Annotated in this window: 17 protein-coding genes; 7 read left to right on the top strand and 10 right to left on the bottom strand. The window is 68.1% G+C overall.

The window, feature by feature from the left end; all coding sequences use genetic code 11:
- Positions 1-996 (bottom strand): DUF5784 family protein, encoded by a 996-nt coding sequence (locus tag ACT3HL_RS10755; protein WP_445086836.1) that lies wholly within the window; start codon positions 994-996, stop codon positions 1-3.
- Between the two features lie 121 nt (positions 997-1,117).
- Here ACT3HL_RS10755 and ACT3HL_RS10750 point away from each other — a divergent pair, with 121 nt between their 5' ends.
- The gene (locus tag ACT3HL_RS10750) at positions 1,118-1,291 is read left to right on the top strand and encodes a DUF5786 family protein (RefSeq protein ID WP_445086835.1); all 174 of its coding nucleotides are present in this window, start codon (positions 1,118-1,120) and stop codon (positions 1,289-1,291) included.
- Between the two features lie 15 nt (positions 1,292-1,306).
- Here the strand turns inward: ACT3HL_RS10750 and ACT3HL_RS10745 are convergent, their stop codons facing one another.
- The 4 genes from ACT3HL_RS10745 to ACT3HL_RS10730 all read right to left on the bottom strand — a co-directional run bounded on the left by ACT3HL_RS10745 (position 1,307) and on the right by ACT3HL_RS10730 (position 4,144).
- Positions 1,307-2,056, bottom strand: coding sequence for a DUF7530 family protein (locus ACT3HL_RS10745; protein ID WP_445086834.1), 750 nt, complete (start codon positions 2,054-2,056; stop codon positions 1,307-1,309).
- The gene (locus tag ACT3HL_RS10740) at positions 2,056-3,030 is read right to left on the bottom strand and encodes an NAD(P)H-binding protein (protein ID WP_445086833.1); all 975 of its coding nucleotides are present in this window, start codon (positions 3,028-3,030) and stop codon (positions 2,056-2,058) included. The genes ACT3HL_RS10745 and ACT3HL_RS10740 overlap by 1 nt, the downstream gene beginning before the upstream one ends.
- Before the next feature lie 95 nt (positions 3,031-3,125).
- Positions 3,126-4,007 (bottom strand): YkgJ family cysteine cluster protein, encoded by an 882-nt coding sequence (locus tag ACT3HL_RS10735; protein ID WP_445086832.1) that lies wholly within the window; start codon positions 4,005-4,007, stop codon positions 3,126-3,128.
- Positions 4,004-4,144, bottom strand: a complete 141-nt coding sequence (locus ACT3HL_RS10730; protein WP_445086831.1) for a hypothetical protein — start codon at positions 4,142-4,144, stop codon at positions 4,004-4,006. The genes ACT3HL_RS10735 and ACT3HL_RS10730 overlap by 4 nt, the downstream gene beginning before the upstream one ends.
- A 100-nt stretch (positions 4,145-4,244) precedes the next feature.
- Here ACT3HL_RS10730 and ACT3HL_RS10725 point away from each other — a divergent pair, with 100 nt between their 5' ends.
- Complete coding sequence (locus tag ACT3HL_RS10725) at positions 4,245-4,448, top strand: DUF7561 family protein (RefSeq protein WP_445086830.1); 204 nt, start codon at positions 4,245-4,247, stop codon at positions 4,446-4,448.
- A 79-nt stretch (positions 4,449-4,527) separates the two neighbouring features.
- Entirely contained in the window at positions 4,528-6,408 is a 1,881-nt protein-coding gene (locus tag ACT3HL_RS10720) for a helicase C-terminal domain-containing protein (protein ID WP_445086829.1), read from the top strand.
- A gap of 35 nt (positions 6,409-6,443) precedes the next feature.
- Here ACT3HL_RS10720 and ACT3HL_RS10715 read toward each other — a convergent pair whose 3' ends face one another.
- The 3 genes from ACT3HL_RS10715 to ACT3HL_RS10705 form a co-directional block, all read right to left on the bottom strand.
- Positions 6,444-7,079, bottom strand: a complete 636-nt coding sequence (locus ACT3HL_RS10715) for a PH domain-containing protein (protein WP_445086828.1) — start codon at positions 7,077-7,079, stop codon at positions 6,444-6,446.
- Between the two features lie 2 nt (positions 7,080-7,081).
- Positions 7,082-8,521, bottom strand: a complete 1,440-nt coding sequence (locus ACT3HL_RS10710; RefSeq protein WP_445086827.1) for an outer membrane protein assembly factor BamB family protein — start codon at positions 8,519-8,521, stop codon at positions 7,082-7,084.
- 271 nt (positions 8,522-8,792) lie between these two features.
- Positions 8,793-9,116, bottom strand: coding sequence for a PLDc N-terminal domain-containing protein (locus ACT3HL_RS10705; protein WP_445086826.1), 324 nt, complete (start codon positions 9,114-9,116; stop codon positions 8,793-8,795).
- 165 nt (positions 9,117-9,281) lie between these two features.
- Between ACT3HL_RS10705 and ACT3HL_RS10700 the strand changes: the two genes are divergently transcribed.
- Positions 9,282-10,277, top strand: coding sequence for a tyrosine--tRNA ligase (locus tag ACT3HL_RS10700; RefSeq protein ID WP_445086825.1), 996 nt, complete (start codon positions 9,282-9,284; stop codon positions 10,275-10,277).
- Between the two features lie 141 nt (positions 10,278-10,418).
- Complete coding sequence (locus ACT3HL_RS10695; protein ID WP_445086824.1) at positions 10,419-10,589, top strand: hypothetical protein; 171 nt, start codon at positions 10,419-10,421, stop codon at positions 10,587-10,589.
- On the opposite strand, the gene hisA is transcribed toward ACT3HL_RS10695, so the two are convergent.
- A complete protein-coding gene (gene hisA, locus ACT3HL_RS10690) occupies positions 10,561-11,241 on the bottom strand; it encodes a 1-(5-phosphoribosyl)-5-[(5-phosphoribosylamino)methylideneamino]imidazole-4-carboxamide isomerase (protein ID WP_445087042.1) in 681 nt (226 codons plus the stop codon). The two genes, ACT3HL_RS10695 and hisA, sit on opposite strands and share 29 nt — an antisense overlap.
- 86 nt (positions 11,242-11,327) lie before the next feature.
- Complete coding sequence (locus tag ACT3HL_RS10685) at positions 11,328-11,558, bottom strand: DUF7860 family protein (RefSeq protein WP_445086823.1); 231 nt, start codon at positions 11,556-11,558, stop codon at positions 11,328-11,330.
- 83 nt (positions 11,559-11,641) lie between these two features.
- On the opposite strand from ACT3HL_RS10685, the gene ACT3HL_RS10680 reads away from it, so the two are divergent.
- Entirely contained in the window at positions 11,642-11,890 is a 249-nt protein-coding gene (locus ACT3HL_RS10680) for a hypothetical protein (RefSeq protein WP_445086822.1), read from the top strand.
- 142 nt (positions 11,891-12,032) lie between these two features.
- Entirely contained in the window at positions 12,033-13,400 is a 1,368-nt protein-coding gene (glmM, locus tag ACT3HL_RS10675) for a phosphoglucosamine mutase (RefSeq protein WP_445086821.1), read from the top strand.
- Position 13,401: the final 1 nt, after the last annotated feature.

Raw genomic sequence — 13,401 nt, 5'->3', positions numbered from 1 at the left:
CTACGATAGCTGAATATCGATGGGGACGCTCCCCTTCGTGTATCCCTCGATGCGACCCGACGGCCTGAGTCGGAAGACCACGGCCGGGCGGTGGTGTACCTCGGGACGTTCCGCGAGGATTGACTGCCACTCGTCGTCGGGGAACGACGAGCAGTCGACGAAGAGGACGACGCCGCCGCCGTGTTCCTCCAGTTGCCCCTCCGATTTCGTCGCCGCGGTGTCGCGGACGGCCGCCACCGGCGTCCCGGCCCGGCGCTGTCCCGTCGGCGTCGGCCGGGTGACTTCCACGAGGGCCGCTTCGCCGTCGGGACGCTCCGCGCGGTAGTCGATGGCGTGGCCGGTCGAGACGTCGATCTCCGGTTCGATCTCGTAGCCCGCCTCGACGAGCAGGTGGCCGACGTTGAACTCGCCCATCGTCGCGGTCATCCGCGTGAGGTCGAGGTACTCGGAGGTCCCGAGTTTGCCGGCCATCACCTCGCGCCACTCGTCGAGGACGCGCGTCCGGAGGAACGACTCGTAGAACTCCAGTGCCTCCTCGCGCGTCGCGTCGGGGAACCCGGCCGCGTGCTCGTCGAAGAACGCTCTGGTCGTCTCGCGGCCGTCCTTCGAGAGGAAGACGGGAAGGAAGAACCACGAGAGCGCGGGGTACGGTTCGAGCCACGGGCTCTCGTCGTGTAACTGGGCGGTGAGTTCGCGCGTGGCCCACCGCGAGACGTCGTCGGGAACGTCGGAGAAGTTGTACTTCTCGGTCCGCCAGAGCGCCTCCGGCGTCTCGGTGTTGCCGAGCCAATAGGCCTCCTCGTCGTTCCAGATGAAAAGCGCGATGTCGCCGTTGTCCATCTCGAAGCGTTCGCCCGCGTACCGGTCCGGCTGTTTGAACCACGGACGGCGGCGGGTCGCGCCGAGATTTCGATCGAGATCGCGGTAGATTTGACCGACTACCCGGTCTTCGGTCCAGCGACCGGGGGCGTATCGAAAGCGTAGTGGGCGTGCCACACGCGCCCGTAGGGGGCCGTCCGGTTTAACTGTCGCCTCTCTGGCCCCGACCGATGGGTGGATTCGGGTCCGATTCCGGCGACATCTATATATGGGATACCCACACACGGTATGTTGTACCATGTCGATGGGCGCATACGACGACGACGAGCACGAACGTCGTGAACGGAAGAACGGTGCGGTCGATACGGATTTCTCGGACGACCGGACGGTGTATCGGGGTACTATCGAGTACGACTCCGGCGACTCGACAGAGGCGCTCCTCGACCAGTTCAAACAGCTACAGGGCGAGTGAAGGCTCGCCGGCCGACTACGTACTCGCGGACGGTACGTGTCCGTCGCGGACGCGAAGCGTCCATATTGCCGCCGTGGACACGACAGCGACGGCGACGACGTGGCCCCCCACCGCGAGCAACAGCACCGGCTGATCGAGGATGAAGGGGACCATCGCGAGCTGCGTCAGCGCGAACGCGACGTTCAGCGCGTCGAGCCGACGGAGCGCACGCACCGTCTCGGCGTCGAACGCGTACCGCCGCGACCGCCAGAGCGCGACGAGGGCGGCCCACCACGAGGTGCCGATGCGGTAACAGAGGTCCCAGAGGATCAAGAGCGTCAGGAACGTCACGGGGACCGGCGCGGCGCTCCCGAAGAGCCGCTCGAAAAGCGGCGGCACGGCGGATCGCGGGGCGAACACGAACACGTACGTCACGAGCGCGACGAACGCGAAGACGCCGAGGACGACCTCGATGCTCGATCCGAAGAGGAGGCGGCGGTACGGCTCCGGCAGGTCGAGTCGTCGCGTCCGCCGGCCGAACCGCCGCATCACGACGCTCCCCACCGCGGCGACGACCACGGCGACTGTTCCCGGTAGAACCGCCGACCCGAGGTCGTACCACCACGCGAGGAGCAACACGGCGACCTCGAACAGTCCCACTTGGAGGGTGATCGCCTGCCGGTCCGAGAGGTGGAGGCCGAGGAGCGCACCGACGATACTCTCATAGACCCACGTCTCGCCGTAGGGCTCGACCCGTCGCTCCGAGCGCGACGTCGACCGGCGCATCAGGTATCGGGTCCCCGACGATCCGTCGCCCCGGTCTCGGTGCCGGCTTCAGCGTCGACTTCGTCGGCGGCCTCGGGGGAAGAGTCGGCCGCGGGGCCGCCTCCGAGCGCCCGTTCGACGGCCACGTCGAAGGGCGTCAGATCGACCTCAACGAGCGATTCGATCCGGTGGTCGCGGACGACGACGGGATTTCTCAACCCGTCGATCAGCGGCCGGGCGACCGGGGCCGGGACGTCCGTGACGAGGTCGATCCACAGCGAGGAGAGCTTCGGCGAGAGGATCGGGACCGGGACGATGACGGGCGCCCGACCGCGATGACCGCCGACGCGGGTCAGGATCTCCCGGTACGTCAGGACGTCCGGTCCGCCGATCTCGTAGGTCTCACCCGCCGTCTCCGGAACGTCGAGGACGCCGACGAGATACTCGATCGCGTCGTCGACGAAGATCGGCTGACACCTCGTTTCGACCCACCGCGGCGTCACCATCACCGGGAGCCGCGACGCCAACTGGACGATCATCTCGAAGCTCGCCGACCCCGATCCGATCAGGATCGCCGCTCGCAGCGTCGTGAGGTCGTACTCGCCAGCGGCGAGGAGGCGCTCGACCTCCCGCCGCGAGCGGAGGTGTTCGGAGAGCCGGTCTCGGTCCTCCCCGAGGCCGCCGAGGTAGACGACGCGGTCGACGCCGCGCTCTGAGGCCGCGCGCGCGAAGTTCCGCGCGGCGGTTCGATCGCGCGCCTCGAAGTCCGCCCCCGAGCGCATCGAGTGAACGAGGTAGTACGCCGCGTCGACGTCGAGCGCCGCATCGAAGCTCCCGGGCTCGAGGAGGTCGCCCTCGACGACCCGAACGGACTCGGGGCTCTCGTACCGCGACGCGTCGCGGACGAGCGCTGTCACCTCGTGACCGGCCGCGCGGAGCGCGGGGACGAGGCGCCCCCCGACGAAGCCCGTCGCGCCCGTGACGAGAACGTCCATACCGGTGTATGACTCCGGAGCCGGATAACCGTTCTCTCGCTGCGTCCAGTTCGTCGCCGACGAGAACGCTCACGCTCCGTCGCCAGCGGGGTCGCTCACGCTCCGTCGACGTCGTCCCAGCCGGGGGTCTGCGGCGCGCCGCGGGACGCCTCGACCGCGTCGCCGGACGGGTGATCGTCGGCCGCCGATCCGACGTCGCCCGCGGCGTCCGCCCACTGGCGGATCGCCCGCCCGGCCCACGAGTCGGCGTCGAGGACATCCGCGGTGGCCGTCGCCGCGCGCTCTTCATCGACCGACAGCGAGCCGGGCTTCGAGCCCGCGGCCACGCCGACGAACGCGGCGCGGTCCGTCTCGGTCAGTTCGCCCCGCCGCAGTCGCTCGACGATGCCAGTGAGCTCCTCGGGGTCCGGGTACGCGAACACTTTCGCGCCGACCGCCTGCGGGCCGAGCATTAGTCCGTCGTGTCCCTCCGCCTCGTCGTCGAGCAGGCGCTCACCCCCGTACTCCGCTTCGACGCGCTCACACTCCGTCTCGGCGTCGAGCGCGAGGTTGTGTCCGGGGTACGACGCGCACTCGTCTGGGTACGTGTCGCGGTCGTGGATCCGACACTGAAGCGTGTCCGGGTCCAGAAACGCGCAGGTCGACAGCCAGCGGCGCGCCGTCCCGAACGGACCGATCGGCTTCGGGGGCTTTCGGAACCCGACGAAGAACGCCGGATAGCCCGCGAGCGCAGCGACCCGGACGCCGTCGACGACGACGCCAGCGGTCTCCTCGTCGACGCGCCAGAGCCGCGGCGTCAGAACGTCGCCCAGCCCCCGCTCGACGAAACGGGCGACCTCGTCGCGGGTCAGGGCGACGAAGTTGTACGCGTCGTCGAGCGGCTCGCCCGGTCCGCGCCGCTCGTGATCCGACGGCGCGTCCGCGATCGGCCGCCAGTCGACGCAGCAGCCGGCACAGCCCTCGCAGTTCGTCTTCATACGTGTTCTATCTCCTGTGATGACTCCGCCTCGTTAGCCCGATCCCGGGCGACGAGGGCGCCCCCGACCGCGTCCCGAATGGAGACGCGCACGTCGGAGACCCCGCCGGCGACCGGCTCCACGGTTGGAGTGATCATTCCCCTCGTAGTTCGTCGCTACCGCAGTAGAAGGTATGGATATGTACCTATGGAGATACGTCTCGCAGGACGTTTCAGGCTCGGGGTCCGTAGGTCGGTTATGACGAGCGAACCCTGTGACGCCTGCGGTCGGTCGGTGCGGATCGCCGGCGGCATCGGCGACTTCTGGTCGTTCTCGGCGGAGTCGACCGGCGGAATGACCCTCGAACTCGACGACGGAGGGGAGTTCTTCCTGTGTCACGACTGCATCGCGCGGCTCCCCGACGACCGCGTCGTGACGAGCGCCGACGTGAAATCGCTGTGAGCCGTCACCGCGCGAATCTACCGACGAACGCGACGCTCCCGTCTGAAGGTTTTTAACCGAGAGCGGCACAGGGTCGGACGTGGACCCCGATCGGATCCCCCCGTCGTTTCCGGCCCCGAGCTTCCGCGGCGCACAGGAGCGAGCGCTCTCGGACATCCGCGACGCGTTCGCCGCCGGGAACGACGTCGTGCTCGTCCGCGCGCCGACGGGCAGCGGGAAGTCGCTCCTCGCGCGGTCCATCGCGGGCGCGGCCGCGACTGTCGAGGAGACGGCGCCCGCGGAGGCCACCGACGCGTACTACACGACGCCGCAGGTCTCCCAGCTCGACGACGTCGCGGAGGACCCGCTGTTAGACGACCTGAACGTCATCCGCGGGAAGTCGAACTACACCTGCATCCTGAACGGCGAGACCGACACGCCGGTCGATCGGGCCCCCTGCGCCCGGCAGGCCGGCTTCGACTGCTCAGTCCGGCACCGGTGTCCGTACTTCTCCGACCGCGCCATCGCCTCGAACCGGCGGATCGCGGCGATGACGCTCGCGTACTTCATGCAGACCGCCGGCTCCGACGTCTTCCGCAAGCGCGACGTCGTCGTGATCGACGAGGCGCACGGGCTCGCCGAGTGGGCGGAGATGTACGCGACCGTCGACCTCAACCCCAGAACGGTCCCCGTCTGGGACGACGTGAGGGTCCCGGACGTCACGGCCGACGGCGACCCCGTCGAGCGGACGTCCCGGTTCGCCGAGACGCTCGCGGGCGTCGCAGAGCGCGCGAAGGACGAACTGATCCGGAAGCCCGAACTGACGCCCGAGGACGCCGCCCGTCGCGACCGCCTGCAGGAGCTCCGCTCCGAGCTTCAGTGGTTCGTTTCCGACTACCGCGACCCCGAGAGCCCGACGACGTGGGTCGTCGATCAACCCGACGGTGAGGGCGGCGCGATCACGGTCAAGCCGCTCGATCCCGCTCGGTATCTCCACCACACCGTCTGGGACCGCGGGAACACGTTCGCGCTGCTCTCGGCGACGATCCTGAACAAGGCGGCGTTCTGCCGCGGCGTCGGCCTCGATCCCTCGAACGTCGCGCTCGTCGACGTCGAGCACACGTTTCCGGTCGAAAACCGCCCGCTGTACGACGTGACGCAGGGGAAGATGACATACGACCGACGCGAGGAGACGCTCCCCAAGGTGGCGCGGACGCTCGTCCGGATTATGGCGAATCACCGGGACGAAAAAGGCCTCGTCCACTGTCACTCCTACGCGATTCAGTCGGAACTCCAGCGGCGGCTCGCGCAACTCGGCCTCGGCGACCGCGTGCGCGGACACGACCGCGAGAACCGCGACGCAGCCCTAGAGTCCTGGAAGGTGACCGACGACCCCGACGTCTTCCTCTCGGTGAAGATGGAGGAGGCCCTCGACCTCGCGGGGGACCTCTGCCGGTGGCAGGTGGTCTGTAAGGCCCCCTATCTGAACACGAGCGACTCGCGGGTCGCGCGGCGGCTGGAGGAGGGCCAGTGGGCGTGGTACCGCCGCGCGGCCCTCCGGACGGTCATTCAGGCCTGCGGCCGCGTCGTCCGCGCCCCCGACGACCACGGCGCGACGTACCTCGCGGACTCGTCGCTCCTCGATCTCTTCGAGCGGACGCGGGGAGATATGCCGGCGTGGTTCCGCGAGCAGGTCGACAGGCTGTCGGAGCCCGAACTCCCCGCGTTCGATCAGGTCGCCGCCGGCGGGAGGGGTGCCTCGGGCGGGACGGCGAGCGGCCGGGGTGCCTCGTCAGCCCCGCGCTCGTCGCAGTCGGGTGCGGCGGGGTCGGGAGCCACCGGCTCGTCGGGTGCGGGGACGACGGGCACGTCGCGGTCGGGACGGTCGTCCGGCACGGCGGACGACGATCCGCCGCCGGATCGCTCCGGCGACGACGAGCGATCGAACCACCCGCTATCGGACGTCTGGGGCGACGGGTGAACGGCGAGTCGTACGAGCGGCCGACCGCGAGCGGTTCACACGAGGTTTCGGACCTCGTCTGCGAAGTCCGTCGGCGAGTAGATGTTCCGGACGACTACCTCCAGCGTGCGCCCCCCGCCGGAGGCCACGCGGACGTTCCCGAGACCGACGATTGTCTCCCAGAGTGACCGACGCTCTTCGACGCCACGAACCTTATCGAACGGAAGCTCCTCTCGGACCAGCGAAATGAATCGGTACTCCTTGATCAGCCGCTGGTTCGTCACGTAATATGTCGTCAACGTGTTCGTCCAGTAGGCGAACAGCCCCGTCGAGAACAGATAGAGACCGGCCATCAGTGTCAGTATCGGGTAAATATACGGCTCGTACGTGAAAAAGAGGAGATATCCTGTGACGAATAACAGCACAAACCCGATCGCGGTTTTGACTGCGGCCGCTCGCTGGGCAGGGTTCCGCGTTTCGATTATCTCCTCTCCCTCGCGCATCGTCGGCGGCTCGGGTGCCGCGACGTAGTGGATATAGAGCCCGAATATGACGACGAACACGCCGAATCCGATAAACGGAAGACCGGCTTCGTCCGGAACGTAGGTGTCACGCGTAACGGCGTAAAACCCGCCGGCTACGAAAGGCAGTCCGAGAATTGCACTCCAGACAGCTGGTAGTCCTCGTGCCATTGTTATCTCCCCTGAAACATCTGGTGAACGATACCGACGACCGACAACAAGAAGCCGAGCATCGTCAGGTTGAACGGATTTGAAACGGCATCCGGCTCGTCACCGCCGTTCGAAAACAGACCACGCTGGGGAACATCGGCCGCGTCACCACCAGTTGGCGCCTCATCTCCACCGCTGTCCGCCTGGTGTGTCGTGCTCGCAGCACTGCCGTCTGCGGGCGGCCCGTCGCCACTCAAGAGGTAGTACCCGGCCTCGGTCCCAACAACTACCCGGTCGTTGCCGGGCGCCAGCGACCGGACCGACGCGCCGGCATCGAACTCCCACAGTTGCCCTTCGCCCCCGTACTCGAACGCGTACACCGATCCCGTCTCGGTCCCGAGGTAGACGACGTCGTCGACGACCACCGGATGAGCGCTGATCGGCGCTCCGACGGGGAGTCGACCGATCTGTTCGCCCGTGTCTACGTCTACCCCGTAGAGATACCCGTCCCGATTGCCCGCCAACACCGCGTTGGTGGTCACTGCTGGCGACCGGGGGAAGCTACCACTTGTCTTGAACTCCCACACTCTGTCCCCCGTCTCAACGTTATGCGTGAGGATGTCGCCGTCTGCCCCGGCCCAGTAGACCTGTCCGTTCCGGATCGCTGGTGATCCGAATCCGGCTCCAACGCGTGAAGACTCCCAGAGCACGGATCCGTCCGTGGCATCGAGTGCGTAGAGTCGACCCTCCGCATCTACGGACTCGGGGTCGTCGAGATCCACGCTCGATGGCGGGGCCGTTACCGTGGAGACGAGTACTCGGCTATCGTCACCGGTTACTGCGGGCCGAAACGGGACGCCTTCTACTGACGTGTCCCAAGTGACATCTGGAGATCCGACCTCCCCGCTGACGATCCTGCCCCCCGAGACGGGTGCGAACCACTGTCCCGTGCCGTTGTATCCGAGACCATATCCCCGTCCTACAGGGATCTCGGCGGTGGGGTCACCCGTGTCCATATCGATAGCGTACACGGTCCCGTCCCGGTCTCGGGCGAGGATTTCGTTCCCGTCGGTGCCCTCAGGGATCACCGGTCCCTCGCCCGGGTTGAACTGCCACAGCAGTTCGCCCGTCTCGGTGTGGACGGCGCCAACCCCGTTTTCGGCGCCGTGGAGGTAGGCAACCGAAGATGTCAGCAGATAGTCCGCGTGTTGGCCCGCGGGGATGTCTACCTCTGCGAGCACCGTCGGATCAGTTCGTAGCGGCACTGTTTCCGCGGTATACCGCGTGTTTTCAGGATCGTATCCCTGTGCCGGCCAGTTGTCGTCCGTCTGTGCGGACGCGGTTTCGATTCCGGTCCGCGCGAGGTAACTGCCGGTCCCGACGACGGCTCCCGATCGGAGAATCGCTCGACGAGATACCGGCGTCTCGTCCGTTTGACTGATTCTGTCGGTTCCCAGACCCATTTTGTCCGACACTTACAGTCTACTGTATAAATTCTTCTGGTCGCTGAAATCAACCCGGCAGCGGGGAACCGCCGTGGCTCCCCGCCTCATCGTCGTGTGACTCGAATCCGGTCTCAGAAAACGAGCGCCGCGCCGTAGGCGAGCGACGATCCAACCATCAGGAGGACGAGGACGATCGCGAGCACCTGCTGTCGGTCCATAGGCTGTGTACGACCGCGGGTGATTCAATTCTTTCGCCGCCGTCGGCGGTACGTCTCGCTGGGTCGGGGAGTCACTCCCGGCGCACTCGAGGGTCGACGCCGGCCTCGTACGGCGCGTCCGGCCGTCCGAGGAAGAAGTAGGCGACGAATCCGACGAACGGGAGGAGAAACGAGAGCGCGGTCCAGCCGACCGCCGAGTCGCTGCCGCGCCCGGTGGCATCGAGGTAGACCCACGCGGGCAGCGCGACGTGGGCGAGGAGGAAGTAGAGCGCGAAGCCGGCGAAGTACGCGAACGTGACGACGTCGGTGACGACGATCCACATCACGACGAGCGGGAGGAACGCCACGGCGACCAACCCCCCGAGGACGACGAGCGGCGAACGGGTCGTTGCCATCGGGGGGGCTTGGGACCGCGCGCGTATGACGCTTTCCAGTGGGCCATCCGGAGTGATTTCCAGTGGGGCCAGCGGCCGTGATTTCCGGTGTGACCACCCCGGACGATGGCTCCGCCGCGGGGACATCCCAGAAGTCATATGCCGCAGTCGCGACTCTCCGAACGTATGGACGCCTACGACCTGATCACCCGGAACGTCTCCGAGGTGGTCACCGAGGAAGAAGTGCGCGCGCTAGCCGAATCGCCGGACGGAAAGCGGGCGTACGTGGGCTATGAACCGTCGGGCGTCCTCCACGTCGGCCACATGCTGACCGCGAACAAGCTCATCGAACTCCAGGAGGCGGGACTGGAGGTCGTCGTCCTCCTCGCGGACGTCCACGCCTACCTCAACGGCAAGGGCACCTTCGAGGAGATCCGTGAGACGGCCACGCGGATGCAAGAGCAGTTCGTCGCCTACGGCCTCGAGGAGTCCCAGACGGAGTTCGTCCTCGGGTCGGAGTACCAACTCGACGAGGAGTACATCCTCGATCTGCACGCGCTGGAACTGGAGACGTCGCTCTCGCGCGCCTCGCGCGCGATGGCCGAGATCGCGGGGGGCGACACCGCCACGGTCGCCCAGGCGGTCTACCCGCTGATGCAGGCGCTCGACATCGTCTATCTCGACGTCGACCTCGCGATCGGCGGGATGGAGCAGCGGAAGGTCCACATGCTCGCCCGCGACACGCTGCCGAGCATCGACGCGGACTCGCCGACGTGTCTCCACACGCCGCTGATCGCCGACCTGACGACCGGCGTCGGCAAGATGTCGAGCAGCGAGGGGTTGTCGATCTCCATGGAGGACTCCGAGTCCGACATCGAGGCGAAGGTGAACAAGGCCTACTGCCCGCCGACGGCGGACCCGGACCCGACCGACGAGGGCGAGGAGCGCGAGAACCCCGTCCTGCAGCTCTTCGAGTACCACGTCTTCCCGCGGTTCGGCGAGGTCGTCGTCGAGCGCCCCGAACAGTACGGCGGCGACCTCGTCTACGACCGCTACGAGGGGCTGGAAACCGATCTGGAGTCCGGCGAACTCCACCCCGCGGACGCGAAGGGCGCGCTCGCGACGTACCTGAACGAACTCATCGCCCCCGGACGCGAACAGATCGAGGCGCGGCGCGCCTGAGCCGACCCTGAACGGACATCCGTCCTAGACCGACGGCCGTACTATCCCGGCTGTCCGCCCTCGACCGATCGGCTTCGACGCCGGGCTGTCCGACGGCCGTCTTGCGGAGGTTAATGGGTTCTCGGCGACGTCAGCGGAACGATGGGGATCAAGGGGATCGTACTGGGCGCGTTCGCGGTGTGTTTCGGAGGGCTGCTGTTGTTCTCCGATTCGTTCGTCGCCGCCGGGCTCGGGCTCGTGCTCATCACGCTCGTGAGCGCCGCGGTTGTCTCGCGCTATGAGCTCAGACGCGCATCGCGGCCTCGAGGGTGAACGTCCCCTCATAGAGGGCGGTGCCGACGACGACGGCCGCCGCCCCGGCCGCTTTGAGCGTTCGGACGTCGTCCAGCGACGCGACGCCCCCGGACGCGACGACGGGGATGTCGACGGCGTCGACGACGCGCCGGGTCACGGCCGCCTGCACGCCCTCGTGTCGTCCCTCGACGTCGACGTCGGTGAAGAGAATCGAGCCCGCGCCGAGGTCCTCGTAGCGGGCCGCCGCCTCCGCGGGGTCGAGGCCGGTCCCCTCGGTCCACCCGGAAACGACGACCTCGCCGTCTTTCGCGTCGAGGCTCACCATCACGCGGCCGGGGTAGTCCGCCGAGATCTCCTCGACCAGTCCGGGTTCTTCGACGGCGGCGGTGCCGAGGATCACGCGCGCGACGCCGCGGTCGAGCAGGTCGGCCGCGTCGGCGGCGGTCCGGATGCCGCCGCCCAGTTGGACCGGCACGTCGACGGCGTCGACGACCGCCTCGACGGCGTCGGCGTTCGCGCGCTCGCCCTCGAACGCGCCGTCGAGGTCGACGAGGTGAAGCGTCTTCGCGCCGGCGTCCACCCAGCGTTCGGCGGCCTCGACCGGATCGCCGTACCGCGTTTCGGTGCCGCGTTCGCCCTGCACGAGCTGGACCACCTCGCCGTCCTGCATGTCGACGGCGGGGACGACCTCGAAGGAGGGGAATGGATCGATCACGCGAGAGGCTCCGTGGAGGGGCGGCCTAAAGTCACCGGAGCTCACTCCGTCAGCGGAAGCAAGATCCCGAACACGAACGGCGACAGCAGGGCGATCGCGACGCCGATCCACTCGGCGTCGACGAGGAGCGCGTGTTCCCAGCCGGGGACTTGGACCCCGGTGGCGGCCAGTGCCAGTTCGCCGAGCGCGCCGAACGCGAACAGCCCGAAGCCGAGGAGGAAACTCCGCTTCGTGAGCGTCGGGTAGTCGATGTCACCGTAGCGTCCCGTCATAGTCGTCGCGAGAACGCAGCGTCTAATATACATTCCTCTTTCCGACCGAAAGAGCCACGGTCCGTGGGGGGCAACGGACGGCAATGTCTGCTTCCCTACTCGAACTCGCACCGGCCTTCATCGAACTGCTCGTGTTCAGCGTCGGCTCCCTCGGGCTCTCTCTCGCGGGCGTGTACATCGAGCGCTTCGCGTTCGCGACCGCTCAGACCGGCGAGCCGATGCTGGGGCTGTGGGCCGGCGTGATGGGCGCCGTCGCGCTCTATTTCGCGTACCTGCTCGCCACCGACAAGGTGTCGGCGGCGCTGACCGGACTCGGCGACGCGATGCGGTGACTCGCGCCCGGGGGATCCGCGCTCCGGAATCCCGATGCCGTAGGTCGTACTCCGGTGAGTCACCCGCTTCGGTGGCTCCGCGGCAGTAGTGCCGCTTGTCGGGTCGCAACCGCTTTCACTCGGGGGGCGGCAACAAGAGGTAATGAAACTCTTCGGTTCGAGCGGGACGCGGGGGGTCGTCGGCGAGGACCTGACGCCCGAGTTCGTCCTCCGAATCGCCGAGGCCGCCGGGACGGCGTGGGAGACCGACCGGGCGATCGTCGCGCGCGACACCCGAACCACCGGCGAGATGCTCGCGAACGCGGCCGCGAGCGGGCTGGCGAGCGTCGGCGTCGACGTCGACCGGCTCGGCCCGACGCCGACGCCGAGCGCCGTTCGCTACGCCGGCGCGTACGAACGTCCCGCGCTCGTCATCACGGCGTCGCACAACCCGCCGGAGTACAACGGCGTGAAGCTCGTGGGCGCGGACGGCGTCGAACTCGGGATCGACGACCTCGAACGGGTCGAGGCACGCGTGCTGGGCGAGGACTTCTCGACCGCCGCGTGGGACGCGGTGGGCGCGGTCCGCGAGATCAGCGGCGCCAACCGCGAGTACGTGGCGGACCTCCTCGATTCGGTCGACCGGGAGGCGATCGCCGCGGCCGATCTCACCGTCGCGCTCGACCCCGGGCACGGCGCGGGCGCGCTGACGAGCCCCGAGTTCTTCCGCGAACTGGGCTGTGCGGTCGTCACCGTCAACGCGAACCCGGACGGCCACTTCCCCGGGCGCCATTCGGAACCCGTCGAGCGCACGCTCGGGGACCTCCGCTCGCTCGTCACCGCGGCCGACGCCGACGTCGGCATCGCCCACGACGGCGACGCCGACCGGGCGGTGTTCGTCGACGAGCGCGGCGAGTTCGTCTCCGGCGAGGCGTCGCTGGCGGCGTTGGCGGCGGCGGAACTCGACGCCGGAGACGCGACGGTCGCCGCCGTCAACGTCTCACAGCGACTCGTCGACGTCTGCGAGGCGGTCGGCGCGACGCTCGAACTGACGCCCATCGGCGCGACGAACATCATCACCCGCATCCGGGAACTCCGCTCGAACGGCGAGCGCGTCCCGATCGCCGGCGAGGGCAACGGCGGCGTCTTCTTCCCGGAGTACCGCTTGGTCCGCGACGGCGCGTACGTCGGCGCGAAGTTCCTCGAACTCCTCGCGGAGCGCTCGGTCTCCGAAGTCATCGAGCCGTACACCGACTACGAGAACGTCCGGATCGACCTCGAATACGACACCGAGACGCAGCTCGAGGCGATGCTGGAGACCGCTCGCGCGTACGCCGAGGACGCTGAGGCGGAGCCGAACACGACCGACGGCTACCGGCTCGACTACGGAGACGCGTGGGTCCTCGTCCGCCCCTCGGGAACTGAGCCGAAGGTTCGCGTCTACGCCGAGGCGCGCGAGGCGTCGCGGGCGCGGGGGCTCGCGAACGACGCCGCCGACGTCCTCCGGTCGGCCCTCGACGACGCCGAGTGAA

The organism is Halobellus sp. GM3 (genome assembly GCF_052545375.1).
Note: the sequence above shows the minus strand (reverse complement) of the source record. Positions and strands in the feature narration are given on the sequence as shown.

What these genes read in the sequence shown, in the direction of transcription:
- ACT3HL_RS10750 (WP_445086835.1), top strand. Translation starts at nt 1,118, where the DNA reads ATGTCGATGGGCGCATACGACGACGACGAGCACGAACGTCGTGAACGG.
- ACT3HL_RS10745 (WP_445086834.1), bottom strand. Translation starts at nt 2,056, where the DNA reads ATGCGCCGGTCGACGTCGCGCTCGGAGCGACGGGTCGAGCCCTACGGC.
- ACT3HL_RS10740 (WP_445086833.1), bottom strand. Translation starts at nt 3,030, where the DNA reads ATGGACGTTCTCGTCACGGGCGCGACGGGCTTCGTCGGGGGGCGCCTC.
- ACT3HL_RS10735 (WP_445086832.1), bottom strand. Translation starts at nt 4,007, where the DNA reads ATGAAGACGAACTGCGAGGGCTGTGCCGGCTGCTGCGTCGACTGGCGG.
- ACT3HL_RS10730 (WP_445086831.1), bottom strand. Translation starts at nt 4,144, where the DNA reads ATGATCACTCCAACCGTGGAGCCGGTCGCCGGCGGGGTCTCCGACGTG.
- ACT3HL_RS10725 (WP_445086830.1), top strand. Translation starts at nt 4,245, where the DNA reads ATGACGAGCGAACCCTGTGACGCCTGCGGTCGGTCGGTGCGGATCGCC.
- ACT3HL_RS10715 (WP_445086828.1), bottom strand. Translation starts at nt 7,079, where the DNA reads ATGGCACGAGGACTACCAGCTGTCTGGAGTGCAATTCTCGGACTGCCT.
- ACT3HL_RS10710 (WP_445086827.1), bottom strand. Translation starts at nt 8,521, where the DNA reads ATGGGTCTGGGAACCGACAGAATCAGTCAAACGGACGAGACGCCGGTA.
- ACT3HL_RS10705 (WP_445086826.1), bottom strand. Translation starts at nt 9,116, where the DNA reads ATGGCAACGACCCGTTCGCCGCTCGTCGTCCTCGGGGGGTTGGTCGCC.
- ACT3HL_RS10700 (WP_445086825.1), top strand. Translation starts at nt 9,282, where the DNA reads ATGGACGCCTACGACCTGATCACCCGGAACGTCTCCGAGGTGGTCACC.
- ACT3HL_RS10695 (WP_445086824.1), top strand. Translation starts at nt 10,419, where the DNA reads ATGGGGATCAAGGGGATCGTACTGGGCGCGTTCGCGGTGTGTTTCGGA.
- hisA (WP_445087042.1), bottom strand. Translation starts at nt 11,241, where the DNA reads ATGCAGGACGGCGAGGTGGTCCAGCTCGTGCAGGGCGAACGCGGCACC.
- ACT3HL_RS10685 (WP_445086823.1), bottom strand. Translation starts at nt 11,558, where the DNA reads ATGACGGGACGCTACGGTGACATCGACTACCCGACGCTCACGAAGCGG.
- ACT3HL_RS10680 (WP_445086822.1), top strand. Translation starts at nt 11,642, where the DNA reads ATGTCTGCTTCCCTACTCGAACTCGCACCGGCCTTCATCGAACTGCTC.
- glmM (WP_445086821.1), top strand. Translation starts at nt 12,033, where the DNA reads ATGAAACTCTTCGGTTCGAGCGGGACGCGGGGGGTCGTCGGCGAGGAC.